The 23149-nt window shown below is 40.8% G+C and carries 22 protein-coding genes and 1 pseudogene; 11 read left to right on the forward strand and 12 right to left on the reverse strand.

Annotated features, from left to right (window positions below; translation table 11 throughout):
* The first annotated feature begins 180 nt into the window (after positions 1-180).
* The 3 genes from ICL16_RS30085 (at position 181) to ICL16_RS30095 (ending at position 2285) form a co-directional block, all read left to right on the forward strand.
* Positions 181-621, forward strand: a complete 441-nt coding sequence (locus ICL16_RS30085; RefSeq protein WP_202895783.1) for a retroviral-like aspartic protease family protein — start codon at positions 181-183, stop codon at positions 619-621.
* 241 nt (positions 622-862) lie between these two features.
* The gene (locus ICL16_RS30090) at positions 863-1372 is read left to right on the forward strand and encodes a hypothetical protein (protein ID WP_190835266.1); all 510 of its coding nucleotides are present in this window, start codon (positions 863-865) and stop codon (positions 1370-1372) included.
* A gap of 49 nt (positions 1373-1421) precedes the next feature.
* Positions 1422-2285: an SDR family oxidoreductase gene (locus ICL16_RS30095; protein WP_190835267.1), complete on the forward strand. Its 864-nt coding sequence runs from the start codon at positions 1422-1424 to the stop codon at positions 2283-2285.
* Positions 2286-2323: 38 nt separating this feature from the next.
* Here ICL16_RS30095 and ICL16_RS30100 read toward each other — a convergent pair.
* The 4 genes and pseudogenes from ICL16_RS30100 to gcvT form a co-directional block, all read right to left on the reverse strand.
* Positions 2324-3495: pseudogene (locus ICL16_RS30100) on the reverse strand (cryptochrome/photolyase family protein).
* A 79-nt stretch (positions 3496-3574) separates the two neighbouring features.
* Entirely contained in the window at positions 3575-6508 is a 2934-nt protein-coding gene (gcvP, locus tag ICL16_RS30105) for an aminomethyl-transferring glycine dehydrogenase (protein WP_190835268.1), read from the reverse strand.
* Between the two features lie 355 nt (positions 6509-6863).
* A complete protein-coding gene (gene gcvH, locus ICL16_RS30110) occupies positions 6864-7250 on the reverse strand; it encodes a glycine cleavage system protein GcvH (RefSeq protein ID WP_202895784.1) in 387 nt (128 codons plus the stop codon).
* A 117-nt stretch (positions 7251-7367) separates the two neighbouring features.
* Positions 7368-8501: a glycine cleavage system aminomethyltransferase GcvT gene (gene gcvT, locus ICL16_RS30115; RefSeq protein WP_190835269.1), complete on the reverse strand. Its 1134-nt coding sequence runs from the start codon at positions 8499-8501 to the stop codon at positions 7368-7370.
* Positions 8502-8639: 138 nt separating this feature from the next.
* Between gcvT and ICL16_RS30120 the strand changes: the two genes are divergently transcribed.
* Together ICL16_RS30120 and purH are read left to right on the forward strand one after the other, a co-directional pair.
* Entirely contained in the window at positions 8640-9137 is a 498-nt protein-coding gene (locus ICL16_RS30120) for a pentapeptide repeat-containing protein (RefSeq protein ID WP_190835270.1), read from the forward strand.
* 150 nt (positions 9138-9287) lie between these two features.
* Positions 9288-10805 (forward strand): bifunctional phosphoribosylaminoimidazolecarboxamide formyltransferase/IMP cyclohydrolase, encoded by a 1518-nt coding sequence (purH, locus tag ICL16_RS30125; protein WP_190835271.1) that lies wholly within the window; start codon positions 9288-9290, stop codon positions 10803-10805.
* A 312-nt stretch (positions 10806-11117) separates the two neighbouring features.
* On the opposite strand, the gene ICL16_RS30130 is transcribed toward purH, so the two are convergent.
* The 4 genes from ICL16_RS30130 to ICL16_RS30145 all read right to left on the reverse strand — a co-directional run bounded on the left by ICL16_RS30130 (position 11118) and on the right by ICL16_RS30145 (position 12729).
* Positions 11118-11603: a PIN domain-containing protein gene (locus ICL16_RS30130; RefSeq protein ID WP_190835272.1), complete on the reverse strand. Its 486-nt coding sequence runs from the start codon at positions 11601-11603 to the stop codon at positions 11118-11120.
* On the reverse strand, positions 11600-11893 hold the full coding sequence (locus ICL16_RS30135; RefSeq protein ID WP_190835273.1) for a UPF0175 family protein: 294 nt from the start codon (positions 11891-11893) through the stop codon (positions 11600-11602). The genes ICL16_RS30130 and ICL16_RS30135 overlap by 4 nt, the downstream gene beginning before the upstream one ends.
* Before the next feature lie 38 nt (positions 11894-11931).
* Positions 11932-12273: a hypothetical protein gene (locus ICL16_RS30140; RefSeq protein WP_190835274.1), complete on the reverse strand. Its 342-nt coding sequence runs from the start codon at positions 12271-12273 to the stop codon at positions 11932-11934.
* A 90-nt stretch (positions 12274-12363) separates the two neighbouring features.
* On the reverse strand, positions 12364-12729 hold the full coding sequence (locus tag ICL16_RS30145) for a Lin0512 family protein (protein WP_190835275.1): 366 nt from the start codon (positions 12727-12729) through the stop codon (positions 12364-12366).
* A 59-nt stretch (positions 12730-12788) separates the two neighbouring features.
* Here ICL16_RS30145 and ICL16_RS30150 point away from each other — a divergent pair, with 59 nt between their 5' ends.
* From ICL16_RS30150 to ICL16_RS30160, 3 genes are all read left to right on the forward strand, one after another.
* Positions 12789-13667: a GNAT family N-acetyltransferase gene (locus tag ICL16_RS30150; protein ID WP_190835276.1), complete on the forward strand. Its 879-nt coding sequence runs from the start codon at positions 12789-12791 to the stop codon at positions 13665-13667.
* An 83-nt stretch (positions 13668-13750) separates the two neighbouring features.
* Positions 13751-14023: a ribbon-helix-helix domain-containing protein gene (locus ICL16_RS30155; protein WP_190835277.1), complete on the forward strand. Its 273-nt coding sequence runs from the start codon at positions 13751-13753 to the stop codon at positions 14021-14023.
* Positions 14020-14388: a type II toxin-antitoxin system PemK/MazF family toxin gene (locus ICL16_RS30160; protein WP_190835278.1), complete on the forward strand. Its 369-nt coding sequence runs from the start codon at positions 14020-14022 to the stop codon at positions 14386-14388. Before ICL16_RS30155 ends, ICL16_RS30160 begins: the two co-directional genes overlap by 4 nt.
* Here the strand turns inward: ICL16_RS30160 and ICL16_RS30165 are convergent.
* From ICL16_RS30165 to leuS, 3 genes are all read right to left on the reverse strand, one after another.
* Positions 14385-15266 (reverse strand): UTP--glucose-1-phosphate uridylyltransferase, encoded by an 882-nt coding sequence (locus ICL16_RS30165; RefSeq protein ID WP_190835279.1) that lies wholly within the window; start codon positions 15264-15266, stop codon positions 14385-14387. The two genes, ICL16_RS30160 and ICL16_RS30165, sit on opposite strands and share 4 nt — an antisense overlap.
* The gene (locus ICL16_RS30170) at positions 15253-16299 is read right to left on the reverse strand and encodes a GHMP family kinase ATP-binding protein (protein WP_190835280.1); all 1047 of its coding nucleotides are present in this window, start codon (positions 16297-16299) and stop codon (positions 15253-15255) included. Before ICL16_RS30170 ends, ICL16_RS30165 begins: the two co-directional genes overlap by 14 nt.
* Before the next feature lie 606 nt (positions 16300-16905).
* Positions 16906-19479, reverse strand: coding sequence for a leucine--tRNA ligase (gene leuS, locus ICL16_RS30175; protein ID WP_190835281.1), 2574 nt, complete (start codon positions 19477-19479; stop codon positions 16906-16908).
* 148 nt (positions 19480-19627) lie between these two features.
* On the opposite strand from leuS, the gene ICL16_RS30180 reads away from it, so the two are divergent.
* The 3 genes from ICL16_RS30180 to ICL16_RS30190 are packed head-to-tail and all read left to right on the forward strand — an operon-like array spanning position 19628 to position 21887.
* On the forward strand, positions 19628-20761 hold the full coding sequence (locus ICL16_RS30180; protein WP_190835282.1) for a hypothetical protein: 1134 nt from the start codon (positions 19628-19630) through the stop codon (positions 20759-20761).
* On the forward strand, positions 20754-21704 hold the full coding sequence (locus ICL16_RS30185) for a DNA adenine methylase (protein ID WP_190835283.1): 951 nt from the start codon (positions 20754-20756) through the stop codon (positions 21702-21704). The genes ICL16_RS30180 and ICL16_RS30185 overlap by 8 nt, the downstream gene beginning before the upstream one ends.
* A gap of 6 nt (positions 21705-21710) precedes the next feature.
* The gene (locus ICL16_RS30190) at positions 21711-21887 is read left to right on the forward strand and encodes a hypothetical protein (protein WP_190835284.1); all 177 of its coding nucleotides are present in this window, start codon (positions 21711-21713) and stop codon (positions 21885-21887) included.
* A 548-nt stretch (positions 21888-22435) separates the two neighbouring features.
* Here the strand turns inward: ICL16_RS30190 and ICL16_RS30195 are convergent.
* The coding region (locus ICL16_RS30195) for a DUF7453 family protein (RefSeq protein WP_337907153.1) at positions 22436-23149 on the reverse strand (714 nt) is incomplete at its 5' end.

Here is a 23149-nt window from a genome sequence, read left to right on the forward strand (position 1 = left end):
TCTAATTACACCCAACACAAGCAACGCACTTCAAATTCACTCTGAGTGGACGATCACCCTTAATAGCCTTGTACAATTGAAGCGATAGTTAAAATTCAGGCAGTGGCGGCAGTATACCGTTATGAAGGATGTAGGTGTTTAAAGATACCAATCATTATATAGTGTTTGAGGGAGTTAATTATGCTAAAAACTAATAGTCAAAAAATGGGTCAAGTATTCACTACAATAAAACTCACTAACAACGTAGATGAAATTCTTGCAGAAAGGGGATTTATCCCTAGTGAGCAGGTACGTTCCATTACAATAGATAATGTCTTAGTCGATACAGGTGCAACTAGGCTCTGCTTACCTAAAGAAGTTATCAATCAATTGGGTTTGAGACTTCTTGGGGAAATAGAAGGACATACTGCTGTAGGAGTTAGACAATTTCGTCTCTTCGACGGTGTAAAGCTTTCCATCGAAGGGCGGGAAGGTACTTATAATTGTGTGGAATTACCAGCAGGTGAAAATCCTTTATTAGGTGTGATTCCCTTAGAAGATTTAGGTTTAGAGCCAGACTTGAAAAATCAACGGTTGAAAGTGTTACCAAATCAGGGTAAAGATACATATTTGCGGGTGTAAACGTAATATGAGCGTTTTTATGCAAAACATAACTCTAATTAACTCTGGTTGCCACTCGCTCTCCTCCACCCCGATCCAGTCCACCTTAATGTAGGATTACACTTGATGCCCTGCCTGTCTCATCTACTAGGAAGGTGCGCCCTCGCATTTATCACCTTCGCAAAAAACTTTGCCCAGAAAAAGAATATTCACAGAAAGATATACAAGAATATGAAGAAATGTTAAAAAAATTGAATAAATAATGAGAAGAATAGTGTTGCCAGATAGCGGTCCACTTGGTGAAATTATAAAACCAAAACAATCTTTAAACGTAAAAAATTGGAGAAATATCAGCAAAGAAAAAATACAAATAAAAGTTGTAGAAATTATTGATTACGAAATTAGAAGAGAGCTTACACTTGGGATATTACAAGGGAATTCTATTTCTCAAGATGCTGTATACAATCTCAATAAATTTCGTCAAAGAAAACAATTTATCCCTCTTGAGTCTAATACTGATTTAGATTTGACTTGTGAATTGTGGGCAGACTTGCGATTTAAAAGTCAAGGAACATCCAATTTAAAAAATATAGATATTGATGCCATTTTAGTGGCTCAAGCTTTATCTCAAAAAGAATATTTTGATGAAGTAATTATTGTGACTGCAAACGTATCAGACATTTGTAGGTTTAACAACTTTGGGATAAAAATATGGGACAGGAAGCAAGCATTAAATGACTGTGAAAATCAATACATCAATTTTTACCAATAATCTCTAAAAATTCCCTAATATTCTACACCTCTGCGGTTTAAAATTAAACATGAAAAAACTATTAATTACTGGAGCAAGTGGCTTTTTAGGATGGCATCTTTGCCAGTTAGCACAAGAATGGGAAGTTTATGGGACGTACTTTTCCCATTATTTAGAAATTCCCGACGCAAAATTACTAAAAGTTAACTTGACAGATTTTCAAGAACTTAAACGGATATTTAATGAAATTCAGCCAGCAGCAGTTATTCATACAGCGGCACTATCTCAACCAAATTTTTGTCAAACTCATCCAGATGAATCATACGCAATTAATGTGACTGCATCAAATAATATTGCAGGACTTTGTGCTGATTATTCTCTTCCCTGCGCTTTTACATCAACTGACTTAGTTTTTGATGGTTTAAATGCTCCTTATAAAGAAACAGATACTGTATGTCCTGTTAATATTTATGGTGAGCAAAAAGTTATGGCTGAAAAAGGAATGTTAGAACGTTATCCTATGACTGCTGTTTGCCGTATGCCGTTAATGTTTGGCATGTCAACACCTACAGCTAAAAGCTTTATCCAACCTTTTATTCACACTTTGCAAGAGGGCAAAGAGTTAAATTTATTTGTAGATGAGTTTCGCACGCCTGTAAGTGGCACAACTGCAGCAAAAGGTTTATTATTAGCGTTAGAAAAAGTGAATGGAATTATTCATTTGGGGGGAAAAGAGCGGATATCTCGCTATGATTTTGGTAAGATAATGGTAGAGGTGTTTCAACTTCCTGCTACTGGACTGAAAGCTTGTAGACAACAAGATGTGAAAATGGCAGCACCTCGACCTACTGATGTTTCTTTGGATAGTTCTAAGGCTTTTGCTTTAGGGTATCAACCTCCTTCTATTAGAGAAGAGTTGGTAGGGTGCGTTTGATCCCACCCCCCCAACCCCCCCTTATGAAGGGGGGGCACTCAAGTTACTTTGTGCTGGGTTTCGGTATTTTCTGTGTGCCATTGTGATGCTTTGAGGCGGATTTGTTGTAGTTCTTGAGGTTCAATTCGCTCTAGATTCCACAGCATTTGTCGTAAGCGGTTGTTGTTTTTGAGTTTGTCGTAATGACGGGCAAGAAAGTCCCAGTAGAAGAAGTTGAAGGGACAAGCTTTGTCTCCTGTACGATCGCTCGAATTATAAACACAATTCTTGCAGTAGTCACTCATACGATTGATATAGTTAGCTGAAGCAGCATAAGGCTTAGATGCCATCAATCCACCATCAGCAAACTGCCCCATCCCAATCACATTTGTCTGCATCACCCAGTCGTAAGCATCAATAAATGCAGCATGAAACCAGTCTTCAAGTTCTTGGGGTGAAATACCTGCAATTAAAGCAAAATTATTCAGCACCATCAACCGTTGAATGTGATGGGCGTAACCAATTTCTTTTACCTGAGCGAGAATTTGATGCAGACAATTCATCTTTGTCTCACCTGTCCAGTAAAATGCTGGCAAGGGGTGGGTGTGGTTAAACCAGTTATGCTCTGGGTATTCTTCGCCCATATATATATAGATACCATGCATGTATTCCCGCCAGCCCAAAATTTGCCGCACAAACCCTTCGATACTATTTAACTGCCACTCACTCTGGTTCTCTTCGTAAGCTTTTTCTACGAATTGAAGAACTTCCAAAGGATGTAGCAGCCCAATATTCAGGTAAGGTGAGAGCATAGCGTGCCACATTGTCTGCTCTCGTGTAATCATCGCATCTTGGTAGGGTTGCTGGGGGTAAATGTGATGGTGCATGGAAGGTTTAGTTGTTTGATTAGTTGGGTAAATGGGCGATCGCTCGGTGTCATTACTCGTATTTGAGTAATTTTATACTTATTTATCCAGTTTATGAGGGGTGTTTGAAAGTCTACTGCTTGCTCATAAGTAACAAGCCAACCATCGTCTCGCAGTTGTTGCGCAAAGTGGCGCATGGCTGACCATACTAGTATTAGTTTTTGGAGATGGTAGGGTAGTTTTTGAGCATGGTTTAGGGATTCGATGAATATTACTGGTGTTTTTTGATGCTCTGTTGCACAGCTTTGTAGGGCTGTTTGTTCTGTCCATAATTGATCTCCAAGTACCCAAATACCGATGGTCATTTTTTGTCTCCTAAGGTTAGTAACCCTTGTAGAGACGTTCCATAGAACGTCTCTACATTGTTTTTCACTGCTATGTCTATTAGCTATATGCGTCTATTGGTAGACAAGAGCAAACAAAGTTACGATCGCCGTAGGCACTGTCGATTCTACCAACGTTTGGCCAGAATTTATGTTCGCGTGTCCAAGGGGCTGGGTATGCTGCTTGCTCACGAGAGTAGGGATGATTCCATTCTCCGATGATAAGACTTTCTGCTGTATGGGGTGCGTTTTTCAAAACGTTATCTTGAGTGTCCATTTTGCCGGATTCGATTTCGGCAATTTCGGCTCTGATGGCAATCATTGTCTGACAGAAACGATCTAATTCTTCTTTGGATTCGCTTTCTGTGGGTTCTACCATGATTGTACCTGCCACTGGCCATGAGACGGTTGGTGCGTGGAAACCATAGTCCATTAGGCGTTTGGCTATGTCGTCAATTTCGATGTTGGCAGATTTTTTGAGCGATCGCAAATCCAAAATGCATTCGTGGGCGATTAAACCATTTTTTCCTTTATACAAAACGGGGTAGTATTGTTCAAGTCTCTTGGCAATGTAGTTAGCATTGAGAATTGCTACCTTCGTTGCTTCTGTTAAACCCGCTTCTCCCATCATGGCAATGTACATCCACGAAATTACCAAGATGCTGGCACTACCCCAAGGTGCAGCAGACACAGCGCCAAGGGAATTGCTAGTTGCTAATTGGTTTTTACCTCCATGCCCTATTACTACATGTCCTGGTAAAAATTCTACTAAATGAGATGCTACACCAATTGGTCCCATCCCAGGTCCACCACCACCGTGGGGAATGCAAAAGGTTTTGTGCAGGTTTAGGTGACAAACATCTGCGCCAATATCTCCAGGGCGACAAAGTCCAACTTGAGCGTTCATATTTGCTCCATCCATGTAAACTTGTCCACCGTGGCTGTGTACAACGGCACAAATTTCCTGAATTTGCTCCTCGAATACTCCGTGAGTCGAAGGATATGTCACCATTAAAGCAGCAAGTTCTAACTTATGTTTTTCTGCTTTAGCTTTGAGATCGTTTAAATCAACGTTACCTTCAGAATCACAAGCCACGGGAACTACTTTCATCCCACACATTACCGCACTGGCTGGGTTTGTTCCATGTGCTGAGGTGGGAATTAAACAGATGTTGCGGTGTGCTTCTTTTCGACTTTCGTGATACTGGCGAATGACTAGCAACCCTGTGTATTCTCCTTGAGAACCTGCATTTGGTTGCAGAGAAATTCCAGCAAACCCGGTGATTTCCGCTAACCATTCCTCAAGTTGTTGAAACAGGATTTGATAACCTTGTGTTTGGGATAAAGGTGCAAAAGGATGTATCTTGCGAAACTCTGTCCAAGTTACTGGTACCATTTCTGATGTTGCATTCAGCTTCATCGTACATGAACCCAAGGGAATCATCGACGTAGTTAGCGACAAGTCCTTAGTTTCTAATTTGTGCAGATAACGCAACAACTCTGTTTCTGAGTGATAGCGGTTGAAAATTGGGTGAGTAAGGTAGGTACTAGTACGCCTGAAGGCTGTAGAGACGCTCCGTCGGAGCTTCTCTACATCCAATTCATCTAAAGTAAAGCCATCGCCTTGAGCAAATATCTGCCACAAATCGATGATGTCTTTTTCCGTGGTAGTTTCATCTAGGGAAATACCTACAGCCGTGGTATCGAAAACACGTATATTAATATTGTGTGTTTCGCAAGCTTTTAAAATCTCATCTAAGGAACGTTTTCCCAACTCCACTCGGAGGGTATCAAAGAAATGTTCTGAACTGATAGTGTAACCCAGCCGTTTTAATCCTTCTGCTAAAATTGCTGTGAGTTGGTGGATATTCTCGGCAATTCTTTTTAATCCAGTAGGACCATGATATACAGCGTACATACTTGCCATTACTGCAAGCAGCACCTGTGCGGTACAAATATTACTAGTTGCTTTTTCACGACGAATGTGCTGTTCGCGAGTTTGTAGGGCAAGACGCAATGCAGTTTTACCTTGAGCATCTTTTGATACACCCACAATTCGCCCTGGAACTTGCCGTTTATATTCCTCTTTTGTGGCAAAGTAAGCTGCATGAGGTCCCCCGTAACCTAAGGGTATACCGAAACGCTGTGTGCTACCTACAACAATATCCGCGCCAAATTCACCAGGAGGTGTTAAAAGAGTTAAGCTTAATGGGTCTGCTGCTACCGTCACCAATGCACCTTCAGCATGGGCTTTTTCTATAAAAGCGCGGTAGTCATAGATTGTACCATCACTGGCTGGATATTGCACAATGGCGCCAAAAACTGGTTCACTCTCGTCAAACGAGAAGTTCTGATGATCGCCAATAATAATGTTAATCCCTAAAGGTTTAGCTCGTGTTTGCAACACATCAATAGTTTGCGGATGGCAATCACGAGAGACAAAATAGGAATTTGCTTTATTTTTGCAAACACCGTAGCTCATAGCCATTGCTTCTGCTGCTGCGGTGGCTTCATCTAATAAAGAAGCATTGGCAATTTCCATCCCGGTTAAGTCGATAATCATGGTTTGGAAATTCAGCAGCGCTTCGAGTCGCCCTTGGGCAATCTCTGGCTGATAGGGTGTGTAAGCAGTATACCAACCAGGATTTTCGAGAATATTACGCCCAATTACAGGTGGTGTGATGCAGTCGTAATACCCCATGCCAATGAATGAGCGAAAAACTTGATTTTTGGAAGCTATTTCTTTTAATTTGAACAGTGCAGCGTATTCTGTTTCTGCTGGTGGTAAATTCAATGGGCGATCAAGCCGAATTGCTTGTGGCACTGTTTGGTCGATCAGTTCATCTAAATTAGTATAACCCAATACCTCCAGCATAAGCTTAACATCATCGGATGATGGTCCAATGTGTCGTTCTTTAAAAGAACTTAACTTTTGACTCGTTTCTCCCAACATCGGTTGATTGCCAGATTTAGGACGAGGAGCGTTAATTACCACTAAATTGCTCTCCAGATGCGACTACTTCATATTTTGCAACAAGTAGATTTAATACGTCAGGATAAGTTACAAATTTATCTAAATTTCATGAAGTTTTTCCGGAAAGATGGAAAGCAGGGGAAAACCTTCCACCATTAGTGTCAACTTTAGCCAAAACCCTTGCCAGATCTCGTTCCAAGTCTCTGATTAGAATGCACTATGGCGAGGTGTCTGTCTCTTGTGGCATTGCACTGCTGAGGCAGAGCCTCACAGAATGCATTACCATGCAGAGCATGGTAACGAGGGACTCCCCTGCTCCCCTGCTCCCCTGCTCCCCTGCTCCCCTGCTCCCCTGCTCCCCTGCTCCCCTGCTCTTCTACACCCCTTCTACTTGCGCACTATATTCATTTGCCGTTAGAGCATCTTCAATTTCACTGGGATCGTTAACACGCACTTTTAGCAACCATCCTTCTCCGTAGGGATCTTCTGCCACCTCTTCGGGAGAGTCAATCATGGTATCATTACGTTCTATGACTGTACCAGTTACGGGAGAATTTAGGTCTTCAACAGCTTTGACAGATTCAATGGAGCCGAACCTTTCTCCTTTGGTTAAAGCATCGCCAATTTCTGGTAATTCCAAAAATACAACATCACCTAACTGATCTACGGCAAAGGCTGTAATGCCAATAGTAGCAATTTCACCCTCTAGCCGTACATATTCGTGACTATCCAGATACCGCAAATCTTCAGGATATTCAAACATAAATATAACTTCCTCTTCCACATCAAAAAAATAACATGGTTAATAGCTAATAGTTAATGGCTAATGGTAAATACACAACTAACCATTAGCAGTTAGCAGTTAGCAGTTAGCAATTAGCTAATTTGCAACACGATTTTTTGCACGATAAAACGGACGTTTAACTACAACCGCTGGGTAAGCTTTGCCGCGAATGTCTACGAATAGCTGCTGCCCAACAGTTGCAAGTTGTGTGGGAACATAAGCTAAGGCGATCGGATAACCAAGCGTAGGAGATAGTGTACCACTTGTTACCTCTCCCACTACTTTACCAGTTGATAGCACTTGGTAGCCATGACGGGCAATATTGCGCCCAAGCATTTGCAAACCTACTAATCGGCGCGAAACTCCTACAGATTTTTGTTGTTCTAATACTGAACGTCCAATAAAATCACCTTTGGTATCCAAGTGGACTAGCCAACCCAAACCAGCTTCTAATGGAGTGGTAGTGTCATCGATATCTTGACTGTAGAGTGCCATTGCCGCTTCTAGTCTCAGAGTGTCTCTTGCACCCAATCCGCAAGGCACAACACCAGCATTGTAAAGACTCTGCCACAATTGTAACCCTACTTCTAGGTCTACCATCACCTCAAATCCATCTTCCCCTGTGTAACCTGTGCGGGCAAGGAAGGCTGGTTTACCTAGTACCGTTCCTTCTAGGAAACCAAATGCTTTGATTGGGGTTAAGTCTTCTGCAACAAAGGATTGGAGGATGCTAGTAGCTTTTGGTCCTTGTACGGCAATTAATACTTTTTCTGGTGAAAGGTCTTGAAATTTTACTTCATTTGTGCTTAGGTTTTGCAACAGCCATGTTTTATCTTTATTAGTTGTGGCAGCATTGACGATCGCCACTCCCCTTTGTTCTCCACTGGTGTCTTCTCCTTGGTAGTAGAAAATGATGTCATCTATAATACCACCTTGAGGATTGAGTAGTACTGTGTATTGTGCTTGACCTGGTTGTAAGCGATTTAAATCTGATGGTACTAAGGTTTGTAGTTGAGAGATCAGGTTTTTTCCTTGCAAGGTAAATTTACCCATGTGGGAAATATCGAACATGCCGGCAGCATTTCTGACAGCTTCGTGTTCTTTGCTAATGCCCACAAATTGTACTGGCATTTCCCACCCGCCAAAGCTGGTTAGTCTTGCTTTTAGTTCTTGTGCGAGGGAGTACAAGGGTGTTCTTGCTAGGGATGCAATTTCTTCTGGTGTAGCCACTGGTATTGCTGTTGTAGGTCATCTTTATATCCTACGACCAAGATCCCCAACAACTCTTACGAAGTCGGGGATCTGAGGAGTCTTTTGTAAGGTTTAATGGTTAATTGTGTAAGTGTTGAGTTTTATTAAGTTAAGTTTATGAGATATTGGCAAGCATTAGTTGGCTTTGTTTTGGCGATCGCTATGCTTTTAATTCCGCTATCAGCATATGCAGCCAGTTCCTCTAGCATATCCCGTTCCGCAGGTAAAGAAGAACTGAGCAAAAAAGATTTCTCAGGTCAAAGTTTAGTTGGGGCTGAGTATACCAGTGTTAATCTAGAAAATGCTAACTTTAGCAATGCTGATTTACGGGGTGGAGTTTTTAACGGTACAGTCTTACAGGGAGCAAATTTTCATGGAGCAGATTTTTCTAACGGCATCGCCTATTTAGTAGATTTTAAAGGAGCCGATTTAAGTGATGCAATTTTAACAGAAGCAATGCTGTTGCGTTCCACTTTTGACAACGTTGATGTCACAGGTGCTGATTTCACAGATGCAGTCTTAGACAATATTCAACTAAAAAAACTGTGTGCAAAAGCAAGTGGCATTAACTCTCACACAGGCGTCTCCACTCGTGAATCTTTAGGATGTAAGTAATTCCAGTAGGGGCGAACAGTTGTTCTCCCCTACAAACGCTTCACCAAACATTTAACCCCACCAATTAATCTTTAACTTATTCTCTTCTTCGCGCTCTTCGCGCCTTCGCGGTTTATAAAATAAACATCTATCCTTTTACCAACAAAAATCATGGCGCGTCTCGCACTGCTGAGTGTATCAGATAAAACAAACTTAATCTACCTCGCCCAGAGCCTAATACAAGAATTTAACTTTGAAATAATCAGCAGTGGAGGAACAGCCCAAACCCTGCTTAACACCGGACTACCAGTAACAAAAGTAGCCGATTACACAGGATCACCAGAAATCTTAGGTGGTAGAGTCAAAACACTGCACCCACGCATTCATGGCGGCATCTTAGCGCGACGGGATATTCCCCAAGACTTGACAGATTTAGAAAACAACCAAATTCGCCCCATAGATTTAGTAGTAGTCAATCTCTACCCTTTTGCGCAAACGATCGCCAACCCAGATGTTACTATTACAGAAGCAATTGAACAAATTGACATTGGTGGTCCTACTTTACTCAGAGCAGCAGCAAAAAACTTTGCTCATCTCACGGTTTTGTGCGACCCTAGTCAATATGAGGAATACTTACAACAATTGCGTCAACATGGAGAGGCTTCATTAGAGTTTCGCCAACAATGCGCTCTCAAAGGTTTTAGGCACACTTCTAGCTATGACGAAGCGATCGCCACTTACCTCGCTGGTGGTCTACCTCAACAATATACCCTTTCTGGCACACAAGTACAATCTCTACGCTACGGAGAAAATCCCCATCAAAGTGCCGCTTGGTATCAAACTACTACCTCAACTGGATGGGCTGCTGCTACCAAACTTCAAGGCAAAGAACTCAGTTACAATAATTTAGTTGATTTAGAAGCAGCACGAAGTTTAATTGCTGAATTCACCGATACACCAGCAGCAGCGATTATTAAACATACTAATCCCTGCGGTGTTGCTTGTGGAAGTAGTCTGCAACAAGCTTATGAAAAGGCTTTTCACGCTGACTCTGTTTCTGCCTTTGGTGGAATTGTCGCACTCAATCGTCCTATTGATGCTGTTACGGCTACTGAGTTAACAAAGACGTTTATAGAATGCGTGTTTGCACCAGGATGCGAGACGGAAGCAAAGGAAATATTAGCAGCTAAGTCAAAAGTGCGTGTGTTAATTTTACCAGATAACAGTGGAGTAAAGGAAACAGTAAAAGCGATGGCCGGAGGTTTCCTGGTGCAAACTGCAGATGACGAGGTAGCTGACACTAGTAAATGGCAAGTTGTTACCGATAGGAAACCGACTGATAAAGAGTTAGAAGAATTGCTGTTTGCTTGGAAAGTTTGCAAGCACGTTAAATCAAATGCAATTGTTGTCAGTTGCGATCGTACAACCTTGGGTGTGGGCGCAGGTCAAATGAACCGAGTCGGCTCTGTTAAAATCGCTCTAGAACAAGCTGGAGAAAAAGCTCAAGGTGCGTTTCTTGCCAGTGATGGATTTTTCCCCTTCGATGATTCTGTGAAAACAGCAGCAGATGCAGGAATTAAGGCTATTGTACAACCAGGGGGAAGTTTGCGCGATGCGGACTCGATCAAAGCTGCCAATGAACTGGGTTTAGTGATGGTGTTCACGGGTGTACGTCACTTTTTACACTAAGTTATTTAGGACACTTGGCAAAGTGGCACTAAAATTATTTGCCTTTCTATGAAACTCGTGATATCTTTTAGTTGTGTGTGAGGAGTAAGTTGAGAAACAGAAAGCGCTAGGGGTGGAAACACGGCAACACTCCCTGGCGCTTTTTGGCGTTTAAAAGTAGTGAGTGCAGTACAGTTTTGAAACTGTCACCTAAAATACTTGTTTTTTAATTCAACCAGTGTTATTCTCTAATTGTGTGTGAGGAGTCAATGTAAAGCAGAAAGCGCTAGGGGTGGAAACACGGCAACACTCCCTAGCGCTTTTTGGTTGTTTTCACGATTCTTGAGCGATCGCCAAAACTTCTTCGTATAGTGGTTGACTGATTCGCGCACCTTTAACAATCAAAGCATCAAGAATAGGCTTAATTTGAGAAATTAATCCTTTGCTTTTGGCGACTAATAGTATGCCAACTGTACCAGTAACAGGCAATTTTCGCGACTGAGCAACTTTTCTTCCCGCCAACTCATCAATGAGAACCCGATCTGCTTTTAATTGCTCAGCAAGAATAATAGCTGCTCCCTCACCTAAATCTAACCCAGTTTCATTTTGTAAAATTGACAATTGTGCCTGATTTGCAATTGAGCGCACTTGAATCCAAGTTGCTAATCTAACTAAAATTGCCGCTGGGTGTGTACCTGTCGTCACTTCATCGTACACCTGTTGAGGAATAATGATTTGTCCAAAAATATCTCGGAGCAAGTCCATTTGTCCGACTTTGGCAAGTTCGCTCAAAGGAGTAGTGTTGGAAACAATAATCATGGACGATGTTGCTTCAACAAAGCTAAGGTTTGAGCAACTTCTTGCTCTAATTCTTCCCTAGTTTGGTTTGGAAATACAGAGATATCATACTTTTCCATCAGTTCAATTACATCAAGTCGATGCATTCCTAGCAGTTCACCTGCTTTTCCACTACTGATGATACCGTGTTTCAAGAGTATCATTACATAAGCTTCTCGTGCTAGATGTTCTGCTTCTTGGTGATGAACTCCCGCAAGTTCAGGCAATTCTCCTGTAACTTTTATTTCCAGTTCAGGCTGTTTGGTTGACATACGATATTAGTCGGGGTACTATGTATAATAATGATAGCTTAGTCTTCATCCAGAGCAGGAAAAGCTTCCTCGATTTTCCATAACTCATCTTTATTTTCAAAGAACCAAATACGGGTTTGGGGAGTCAATTTACTCCAGACATCCTCAATTGGTACGTGAGGAGATGCATACTGATACTCTTGCCCCAGTGCTTTTAAGTTTTGGGCTACATCATTAGGAATGCCAAACTCGTCTTGCCAGTCTACTTCTCTGTGTACTCCAGATACTCCTTTGGCAGGATCGTAAATTAATTGTGCAGCTCTAACTAAGTCGGCAAAGTGTACAGCCTTGAGTTTGTTGAGTTTCTCAATTGGGAGCGATTTTTCGTTTTCTTGAGACATTGTTTTTGGAATGGTGATGATTTTTAGTAGTGCGTTGGACGTACAGCAGCGAGATTTCCACCCCAATGTCTCTAGTTTAGCGCATCGCTTCTAATCAGACTCTATCAGCACGGTTACAGCAGCTACAGCTATTAACATTTCGTCATTTTTATCGTTGAGTGAAGGAATTGCTTTACCTTGAACTATCATTCCTCCAGTTTCTACGGTGAGGGTTTTTCGCCCAAATGGTAGCACAGCTAGTACTTCGTCTTCCCTTACTTGCTCTGGGTATGGTACTGCTACTTTGACTTCTACTATCATTTCATTGGGATCGCTTAATCCTGCTATTTCTGTGATTCCAGGTAAAGCGTTGTGAGCGATCGCATTTCTTACTGCCCTTGCTGCTGCTACTGTCGGCTCTTGCCCATGTTGATCTATACCCATGCCCATTTCGATTATAAAGCGTTTGTGAGCCATATTTTCCGAAAATTTGTATGTAGTATGTGTAGTCTATAAATAGTCAAGTTGTGATGATTATGAAACAGTATAGTTTGATGCGGTCGTTTTCGGAACCAGGTTTAAGCTCGCGCCTATTTAATCTTTTGGAGATTGTTTTTGCGGAAATTGGTATTACTGGTGCTGCGGAATGTGCGAGAAGATTGGGTGCTGCTTGGGAAGAGGCTTCGACTCCTTTTATGCGTTTCCAAGATGGGATGCTGGTTAGTCATGTGGGAGTTGTGGAAATTCCGCTGCAACTGATGGGAGAAAGGGTTACAGTAGCAGGAGTTCATGCTGTGTGTACTCATCCTGATTTTCGTCGGCGTGGCTACTACCGGGAGGTGATGACGCAGGTGCTAGACTATTGTGATGAGCGCTATAAGGCACAGCTTTTGACTACATCACAACCTGAGTTGTATGAACCTTTTGGTTTTCGGGTTGTGAAGGAACATATTTTTACTACAAGTTGCGATTCCAAGGGTGGTGGCAATGGTTTTAGGTTACTTGATTTTACAGATGCTCTTGATGTAAGGAAGCTGCACCGACTTTTGGAAACACGGGAATCTGTTTCTGATATTCTTGGGGTACTCAATGAGAAGGCTGTATTTTGTGTCAACGAGGGAAGGAATCCTCTATACTATGCCCCTGATTTAGATGTGATGGTGGTGATGGAGGTTGAAGATAGTAAACTTAAGCTTTTTGATTTGGTGGGGACGAAGATTTGTACGCTCAAAGATATTTTGGCGAGGATACCCCAGCCGATTATAGAGGTGGAGATTTATTTTTGTGGCGATCGCTTGGATGTTGATGCCCAAGCATTACCGCATATACTCGATGGTGATTCCTTGCTGATGGTAAGGGGTGAATTTGTCCCATTTGGGCAGAAGTTCATGCTACCACGTTCAACACGTTGCTGAACTTCTGCTACAAACGGTTGAAGTAGCCATGACTAAATTGATGTTATTATAGACATCAAAATAAACATCAACTTGGTGAGGTTATGGAACGCACTATCCGTACAACCTTGACACTACCCGCAGAATTACTAGAAGCCACCGATAAGGCGGTACAGTCGGGAAAAGCTAAAAGTCGTAATGATTTTGTAGCAAGGGCATTGCGGCGAGAATTAGCCGCACTAAAACGGGCAGAAATTGATGCGGCTTTTGCACAAATGGCTAATGATGCTGAGTATCATGCTGAAGCAAAAATGATTGCCGAAGAGTTTGCTTCATCAGACTGGGAAGCGTGGCAACTAGCGGAAGCTCAGTTATGAGACGTGGGCAAGTTTACGATGCTCGACTTGAGCCGATAGAAGGTTCCGAGCAAGGGGGGAATCGTCCTGTAATTATTGTTAGTCGTGATGGTATTAATGCCAATAGTAACTTGGTAGTAGCAGTTCCTTGTACGACATATCGCCCGGAAAGACGAATTTATCCCAGTCAAATCTTGATTCCAGCACCAGATGGGGGACTAGATCGAGATACAATTGCACTGGGGGAGCAAGTACGGGCAATTTCTAAATCTCGACTTTTGCGCTGGCGCGGAATACTCTCTGATGCGGTAATGGCACAGTTAGATAAGGCGTTGCTGATTACTTTGGATTTGCCAGGACAATTTGATGAAGATAATGATAATTAGATCCTAAAGTCAATTATTGTTTGCCGATAGGCGTCTGGCATTCCTGTGTCGAAGCATTTGCCGCGCACCATATATCCTGTCATGCCTTCTTCTTGGCGTAATCTATCTAGGCAAGTTGTTAATTGAAATTCATTCCGCTCGCGCAAGTTTTTCTGAATGTTTTCTGCGAGCAAGTCGAAGATTTTTGGTGTGAGTACATATAAGCCGAATATACATAAGAATTCATCCTCTGCCATTCCTTCTACACGTAAATTCTGACGAGCGTATTCAATGGTGGGTTTTTCGTAAATTTGTGTGAGGGAAAGAATAGAATTGTCTTGCCAAACTCCGGTGACACAGCCAGCTTTATGAATGATTTCTGCTGGCATTGTGGTTAAGGCGATCGCACTATGGTTTACTTGTGCGTATATATCTAAAATTTGACGAGAGCAAGATTTTTCTATATCAGATGTGTAAACATGATCGCCTAGCATCAGCAAAAATGTCTCATCTTTCACCCAATCTTGAGCACAGTATACTGCATGACCGTAACCTTCTTGCTCTTCTTGGGTTAAAATTGTTATCCTGTTGCCTAAATCTTGGAGATATTTGCTGTATTCCTGATTTTGGGGGGAAAGTTTTTGGAAAAGTTCTTTTTTCGGCGGATTTTTAAATAAATCTGTAAAAATTTCTTTGTCTTCAGGTTGTACCACAATGCCAACTTCTTCGATTCCGGCACTGATTGCCTCTTCCACAATTGCCAAAATTACAGGTTTTGCCCTACCGTCGCGATCTATAATGGGGAAAAGTTCTTTTTTAACAACTTTGGTAGCTGGAAATAAACGAGTGCCAAAACCTGCCGCTGGGATTACAGCTTTTCTTACTTTATTTTTTTGCATAAATTGTCAGTTTTAAACATTCCATTTGCGGAAAATCACGCTCAATGATTTCGATAACTTTTTGTTGCTTTTCTTCGTCTTTTACTATAAATTGTGCTGTGCCATCACCTTGTGAACCTACACCTTTACCACCGAGAATATAAGGTTGAATTGGTTTATACTGAAGAAATTGGTGTAAAACGGGAGCAGTTAACTGTTCTGGACAAGCAGGTATAAGATGCTTATCGAATTCTGCCTGTGCTTGTCGCATCAGAATACCAAGTTTTTCTGCATCACCTTTTTGCAGCGCCTCCACTGCTGCTTGGGTAATTTGATAGCTGATGGAACCAAGATATTTTTGCACATTCGCTTGTACTTCGTTTGTGGCGAAGGGATAACACTTATTAAGTTTACTGAGAATTTCTTGGGTATTTTTATCAGCACCAAGATCTACAATCACAAAAAATAGATTTTGTGGTACTTCTAACTCTATTACATCAGTGTCATTGCCATCAAATATTATAGCAACTGGGCGATTACCGTAAGCGCAAGCCTGATCCATCCGCCCACATCGCGAAGGCGTGGTAATTTCACCTAAATAGGCAAATTCCATCTCTTGGTGGATTGTCATTTTTAAGTCATACACCTGATTAAATGCTCTTGCTACCAGCACACAAATTGCTGCACTTGATGCCAACCCTTTTTTAATCGGTAAATCTGTCAAGTAATTGTCAATTTCCAACCCACCTATGTCGAAGTGAGAAAGACATTGATATGCAACACCTGCAGCATAACTAAAAAAATTACCACTCTGGGCTATTGCTAGTAAAGTCTCCTTGTTCATTGGTATGGAGGTTTTATGAGTTTCGTCACCTTGTGAAGTGTGAATAATTAGGTGGGTGGGATGGGGCAATACACGGGCATAAAGTCCCTGATTAATGCCACTTAGCAATGTGTAGCCCACCTCTAATTGAGGATTGAGGCGGCGATAACCTCCCGCCCAATCACTATGTTCACCAAAAAAACACAACCGCCCAGGAACAAAAATTTGCATCTATTTCATCCGGATATCTAACCGCCCTTTAGTTATAAATTAATATGCACTATGGAAGTGTCTGATACTCTTTTGACGTTACAGACAGAAGGGTTAAATTACCATGCTTTGCTAAACTATTAACAGATAACTGCTGTAATCCACTAGGGTCAGTTAACAAACTGTCACTTACCAAGTGTACCGTTTAATTGCAGAAGCGATATCTTAATAAGTGCAAGGAGTGATACCTGTTCACCACATGTTTGCCACAAACATTTTCGTAAAACCTGTAATTTACAGGCAACTGCGGATTTCAACTGTTGCATCAAGCAAGTGAATTGGTATAAAGTTATACGGGGAAGCGCTTGGGTGAGCAAAACTCTCAAGTGCTTTTTCGTGTAAAAATACCACTAGTTAGATCTTTAAGCACAAACTAATTGAAACACTGGCGTTGGGATGTAGAGACGCGCCATGGCGCGTCTCTACAATGGGTGCGCATCTGGTAAAAAAGAACAAAGAAAGATGGAAACCACAGATACACACAGATAAACACAGATAATAATGTAGAGACGTTCCATGGAACGTCTCTACATCTGTGGTTCTTATAAGCGCGTTATCAAAGAAGCCCTAACCAACGACAAAATTCACCAACTTCCCCGGCACAACAATCACCTTCTTAATTTCCTTGCCTTCAATGTAACGCTGCACAGCTTCTGACTCACGGGCATATTTCTCCAATTCCACCTTATCAGCTTGAGCGGGTACTTGAAGATCGCCGCGTTTTTTACCATTAACTTGAATCACCAAGGTAATTTCATCAGCTACCAGCGCCGATGCATCATACTTTTGCCAAGTTTGAATGTGAACCGATTCTGTGTTACCTAATTGATGCCACAATTCTTCAGCGATGTGAGGTGCGAAGGGTGCTAGTAACAATACTAAAGTTTGAATACCTTCAGCATAAACTGGTGATTCTTTGCAGCTTGCATCAGTAAGAGCGTTACTCAATTTCATCAATTCTGACACTGCTGTGTTGAATTGATATTCATCTTCCACATCTTCTGTGGCTTCTTTGATGGCGGTGTGAATTGCCCGTCGCAAATCTTTTTCTGGTTTCTGTAGAGACGTTACATGTAACGTCTCTACAGTGGGATGTCTGGTAAAATCACTTACCAATCGCCAAACTCTGTTTAAGAAACGGAATTGCCCTTCAACATCAGCTTCATCCCATTCCAAATCTTTTTCTGGTGGTGCTTTAAATAAGATAAACATCCGCGCTGTGTCTACACCATATTTCTTAATTACATCTTCAGGTGCAACACCATTACCTTTCGACTTGGACATGGTAGCATAAAGACGCTGCAACGGTTCCCCTGTTTGCGGATCGCGTGGATCGTCTGGGTTAACTAGATGAGAGGGAATCCATTTGTCTTTACCAGACTTGTTGGGATTCATGTAAGTTAAACCCTGTACCATACCTTGAGTTAATAAGCGTTGGAAGGGTTCGTCAAAGTTTAACAAGCCTCGGTCGCGCAGTACTTTGGTAAAGAATCGCGAATACAATAAGTGTAAAATCGCATGTTCAATTCCACCAACGTATTGATCCACTGGCATCCAGTCGTTTGTTTTCGTGCGATCGAACACTTGGTTTTCGTTCTTAGCATCCGTAAATCGCAAGAAATACCACGATGAATCAATAAATGTGTCCATTGTATCAGTTTCTCGCTTCGCCGGAGTACCACAACTTGGGCAAGGTACGTTTACCCAGTCTAATTTAGCCAAGGGAGAACCACCACGCCCTGTAAATTCTACATCTTCGGGCAAGACAACTGGTAAATCTTCCTCTGGTACTGGTACTGCACCACAGTTAGGACAGTAAATTATTGGTATCGGTGCGCCCCAATATCTTTGCCGAGAAATTAACCAATCCCGCAAGCGATACTGCACCCGCGCTTTACCAAAACCTTTTTCTTGGGCATATTCAACGATCGCACTTTTTGCCTCTGTCGAAACCATACCATCAAATGTTCCGGAATTCACAATCATTCCCGGTTCTGTATATGCCTGTTGTAGAGACGTTGCAGGCAACCTCTCTACATTATTGGGTGGCACAATCACCACTTTGATGGGCAAATTCTGTTCTTTAGCAAACTTAAAATCCCGTGCATCGTGTGCTGGTACACCCATCACTGCACCAGTACCGTATTCATACAGTACATAGTCAGCAATCCAGATGGGAATTTCTTCTCCTGTAAACGGGTTAATTGCCTTACCACCAGTAGGGATACCACGCTTTGGTTTATCTTCAGCAGTACGCTCCAACTCACTTTGACTGGAAACTTCTTGAATAAACGCTTCCACTGCTGCAAGTTTATCTTGTGTAGTAACGCGCTTAGTTAAAGGATGTTCTGGTGCTAACACCACATAGCTTACACCATAAACAGTATCTGGGCGAGTGGTGTACACGCCAATTTTTTCCTCCATCCCCACAATGGGGAATTCTAAATAAGCTCCGCTGGATTTACCAATCCAGTTTGCCTGCATTAACTTAACTCTTTCAGGCCAACCTGGTAACTTGTCAAGGTCATTTAACAATTCTTCAGCATAATCGGTAATCTTTAAGAACCATTGCCGCAAGAGTTTGCGCTCAACTTTAGCACCACTGCGCCAAGAAAATCCTTCGCTATCAACTTGCTCGTTAGCGACTACAGTTTGATCGACTGGGTCCCAGTTAACTGCTGCTTCTTTTTGGTATGCTAATCCTGCATGGAAAAATTGCAAGAAAATCCATTGCGTCCATTTGTAGTAGTCTGGTGAACAAGTGGCAACCTCGCGCTCCCAATCAATGTATAAACCGAGACGCTTTAATTGCTGCCGCATGTGGGCAATATTTTCGTAAGTCCACTTTGCTGGTGGTACGCCTCGATCAATGGCAGCATTCTCTGCTGGCAATCCAAAGCCATCCCAACCCATTGGGTGCAGTACCCGATATCCCTGCATCCGCTTGAGGCGAGCAATCACATCCGTAATCGTATAATTACGGACGTGTCCCATATGTAGGCTACCAGATGGATAGGGGAACATGGACAAGGCATAGAATTTTGGCTTGTTAGTAGTTTCGCCTGTTTTATCCAAGCCTTGTTCAGTCCACGTTTTTTGCCATTTTTCCTCAATTTCTGCTGGGTTGTATCGAGACTCCACTATCAAAACTCCTAATCTACCTGTCAATTGCTTCTTTCTGTGCTATTGTGGCATATTCTAGTCTGACCCTGCTGGCTTTACATCCATACACTCTTTTTAGGTATTTTTACTGTTGTTTTCAGTTTCTCTATTTTGGATTATGACGAATATGAGTTTACTCAGTTTCACTGGTTTTATTAGAGATATTGTTTATACACCATGTCTAATACCTAAAATTCCGACTTACGACATAAGTAATTTTAATATAAATCAGGTTAAATCATTTGGAATCATAACTTTAGATTCTTTACAAAATAATATCGCCTTTTCTAAATGGACTTCCCCAAAGAGGACGAGAACATATCCTTTTGCCAAAATCTACAACACTTATCATCTTAATTCTAAGAAGGTTACAGTAATTCCTGTAATCAAAGATGAAGGTGCTGGCTCGGATAATAATGATAGAATTAATTATATTACTTTGTCTTGGATGAATCTGTTAAATGTGTACATTATTCTTGCCTGGTATGAATCTGCTGAGCGGTTAGCAAATACTACAGATAAAATTACTAACCAAAAATTTAATACCGATTATGTTAAACAAAAAATACTAGAGATTAGTCATTATCAGTCAACTGCTTTACATTGGAATACAACACATTTTGAAAGAGATTTTCAAACTATTTACTTAAATGCAGTTAATAGTTATGAAAATATTGCAACCAGCCAAAATGTATTTCTTCATTCTAGGCAAAAGCATATCGAAGTGCTGGATAATTTTAGGCAAGACGGTAATTTTAATTTACAAAACTTTAAAGATTATACCTTAAATAAATCATTAGCTGCTGCTCGTAGAGAATCAATGACTGTAAATAGGCTAGAGTATTTGAGCGATGGTTATAAAGGAATATTTTCTCTATCAAATTATTTAGGAGGAATTTATTATTTAACCGCTGATGAGGTTTATTTACAGGGTAATATATATACAATACAAGAGTCAAAAAATGTAAGTAAAGGGAGATTACCATCAGAAGAGGATATTAAAGACGGTTTATTTAAGTTAATTCTTTTTAGTAATTTAGAAGCTTTATTTCTAAATGATACACAAGTAGATTTTAGGACTAGCTTAAAAATTACAGGAAATATTACAGGAACTTTGTATTTACCGAATGAGACAACTACGGTAGCAGAATTTTGCCAAACCAATAGTTTGAGTACAAGTAAAAGACGTTTGATTGAGTTATTAAATCAGGAAACAATACAAAACCCTAAACTTAGTATCGTAATCACTCAAAATGGTTAAATCAGTAAAAAGTCCATTAAGATATCCTGGAGGAAAATCAAGAGTTGTTGATTATATATTACCTTATGTTCCACTGGATGTATCTGAATTTCGAGAACCTTTCGTAGGTGGTGGTTCAGTTTTTATAGCTGTGAAAAGCATTTTTCATAAAAGAATTAGTAAATATTGGCTGAACGATCTAAATTTAGATTTATATTTATTTTGGAAATATACAAGAGATGAGATAAATAATTTAGTGACTGCTATTACTAAGTTAAGGCAATTTCATCAAGATGGTAGAGAGTTATATAAGTATTTAAATGACAAAAATAATATTTGTTCTGAATTTGACAAAGCAGTTCGTTTTTTTATTATGAATCGCATCACTTTTTCAGGAGTCATGGATTCAGGAGGGTATTCTCAGCAAGCTTTTGAAAAAAGATTTACTGAATCATGTATTGAAAAACTGGCAAATGTATCCTCGTATCTATCAGATGTTCATATTAGTTGTGGTGATTATGAAGAACTATTAATACAAGGAGGAAATAAGGTATTTCTATTTCTTGATCCACCTTATTACCAAGCAACAAAATCCAAACTATATGGAGTTAAAGGAAACTTACATACAAATTTTGACCACGAAAGATTTGCTCATACTGTAAAAAGATGTGAACACAGGTGGTTGATTACATACGATGATTGTCCTGAAATTAGGAAGTTATTTAGTTTTGCTGACATCACAGAGTTAGAAGTACAGTACGGAATGAATAACTATAAACAAAAAAATGCTGCTAAAGGTAAAGAATTATTAATTAAAAATTACTCCTCTCCTTTACTAAAGCGTAAAGATAACAAAGCGGATCAACTAGCATTGAAGGATGTGCAAAAGATACATCACATTCCTGATGACTTATTTTATACAATCAAGAATCAGGATATTACTGTAGAGGATTCTTGGTGGTAAAAGTCTTTGAGTAAAAATATCTTCACTAGTACAAGTATATTTTTGACAATGGGAGATAATCTTCTGAAAAATTTAGAAAATTTCTCCCACAATGCACTTGTCTATTTTACTTCGGTGCGATCGCCTGCCACTAGCTTCAACACCTACAATTTAGGAATAAATTGGTTTCCTCAACGGTATTGAAGACTATAGTGCCTTTGCTATTAATATCTATTAAACCAAAACTCATATATGTAGAACATGGATCGTTAAATCGTGTGAATAGGAGATTATTTTTGACAATCTCTGTAATCGCTCCACCATCACTAACGTATAATCCCTGCTCCCTCAACACTAATGACTAGTGACGGTCAACAAAGTTATACTTAATTCCGCCTACATACTTGACAGGATCTTGTTCAGGCGGTAGATGTGTTCATGAGATTTATCCTGAATGATGATCATTACTATCGCCAGCCTAGTTCAGTTGGCGATCGCCGCACATGTAAGTTTGTAAGCTAAAATACAATCTTTACAAAATCAACAAGAAAATCAGATTAAAATTCATGAAATATTTATAGTAGAGACGTTCCATGGAACGTCTCTACAAACGTTGCAGACAACGTACAATTAAATTCAGTTGATGTCTTTATTGAAATCAGCGCGAAGCAAAGCTTATGTACTATCGGTAAATGTGGCAGTAAATAAAAGGGAACTGCCTTGAAGCAGAGAAAAACTCATTGGTTGTTAGACTATCGCTCAGTGATTAAATCAGCGCGGTAAATACCTCTAGAACCATCAGTAAATGTTGCGGTGAAAGTCACTGAACCAGCGTTATTGAGGGCATCTTGACCTAAAGTTAAAGAAGATAATTTTTTACCGTCTATTCCTGGATTGCTAAATCTCGTGAAGTTTCCCACACCACCAAGAATAGTAGTATTGGTGTCTGCCACTACCTCTAATGAGCCATCACGACTTTGATAGACACCAAGTTGTCCTTGTCCCTCTGTAGAAAAAACTACACGCTCCCCTGACAGTGCCACGCCACCAAAAGACGAGAAGTTACTTGTGCCACCAGGAATCGGAGTGTTGCGATCGGCAATCAGTTGCAAAGTCCCATCATGACTAAGATAAACACCGTTTTGATTGAAAGCAGATTCTATCAACGCCACTTTATCTTGATCTAAAGCATATATTCGCAAATCAGAGAAATTTCTACCACCGCCACCGGGAATAGGAGTATTGTTATCAACCACTACGGACAATGTCTCTCCACGTTGGATGTAAATGCCTCTGGCTGAACCCGACGAGTTAGAGGAACCAGTAGCACCAAACACTACATTACCACTCTCAATTACTGGAGCAGAAAAACTAGAAAAAGTTAAATTACTACCAGGAATGGCGGTATTTTTATCAGCAATGATACTTAGTACACCGTCACTAATTTTGTAAATACCTTCTGCTGT

It is taken from the genome of Iningainema tapete BLCC-T55 (genome assembly GCF_014698965.1).
GTDB classification, from domain to species: domain Bacteria; phylum Cyanobacteriota; class Cyanobacteriia; order Cyanobacteriales; family Nostocaceae; genus Iningainema; species Iningainema tapete.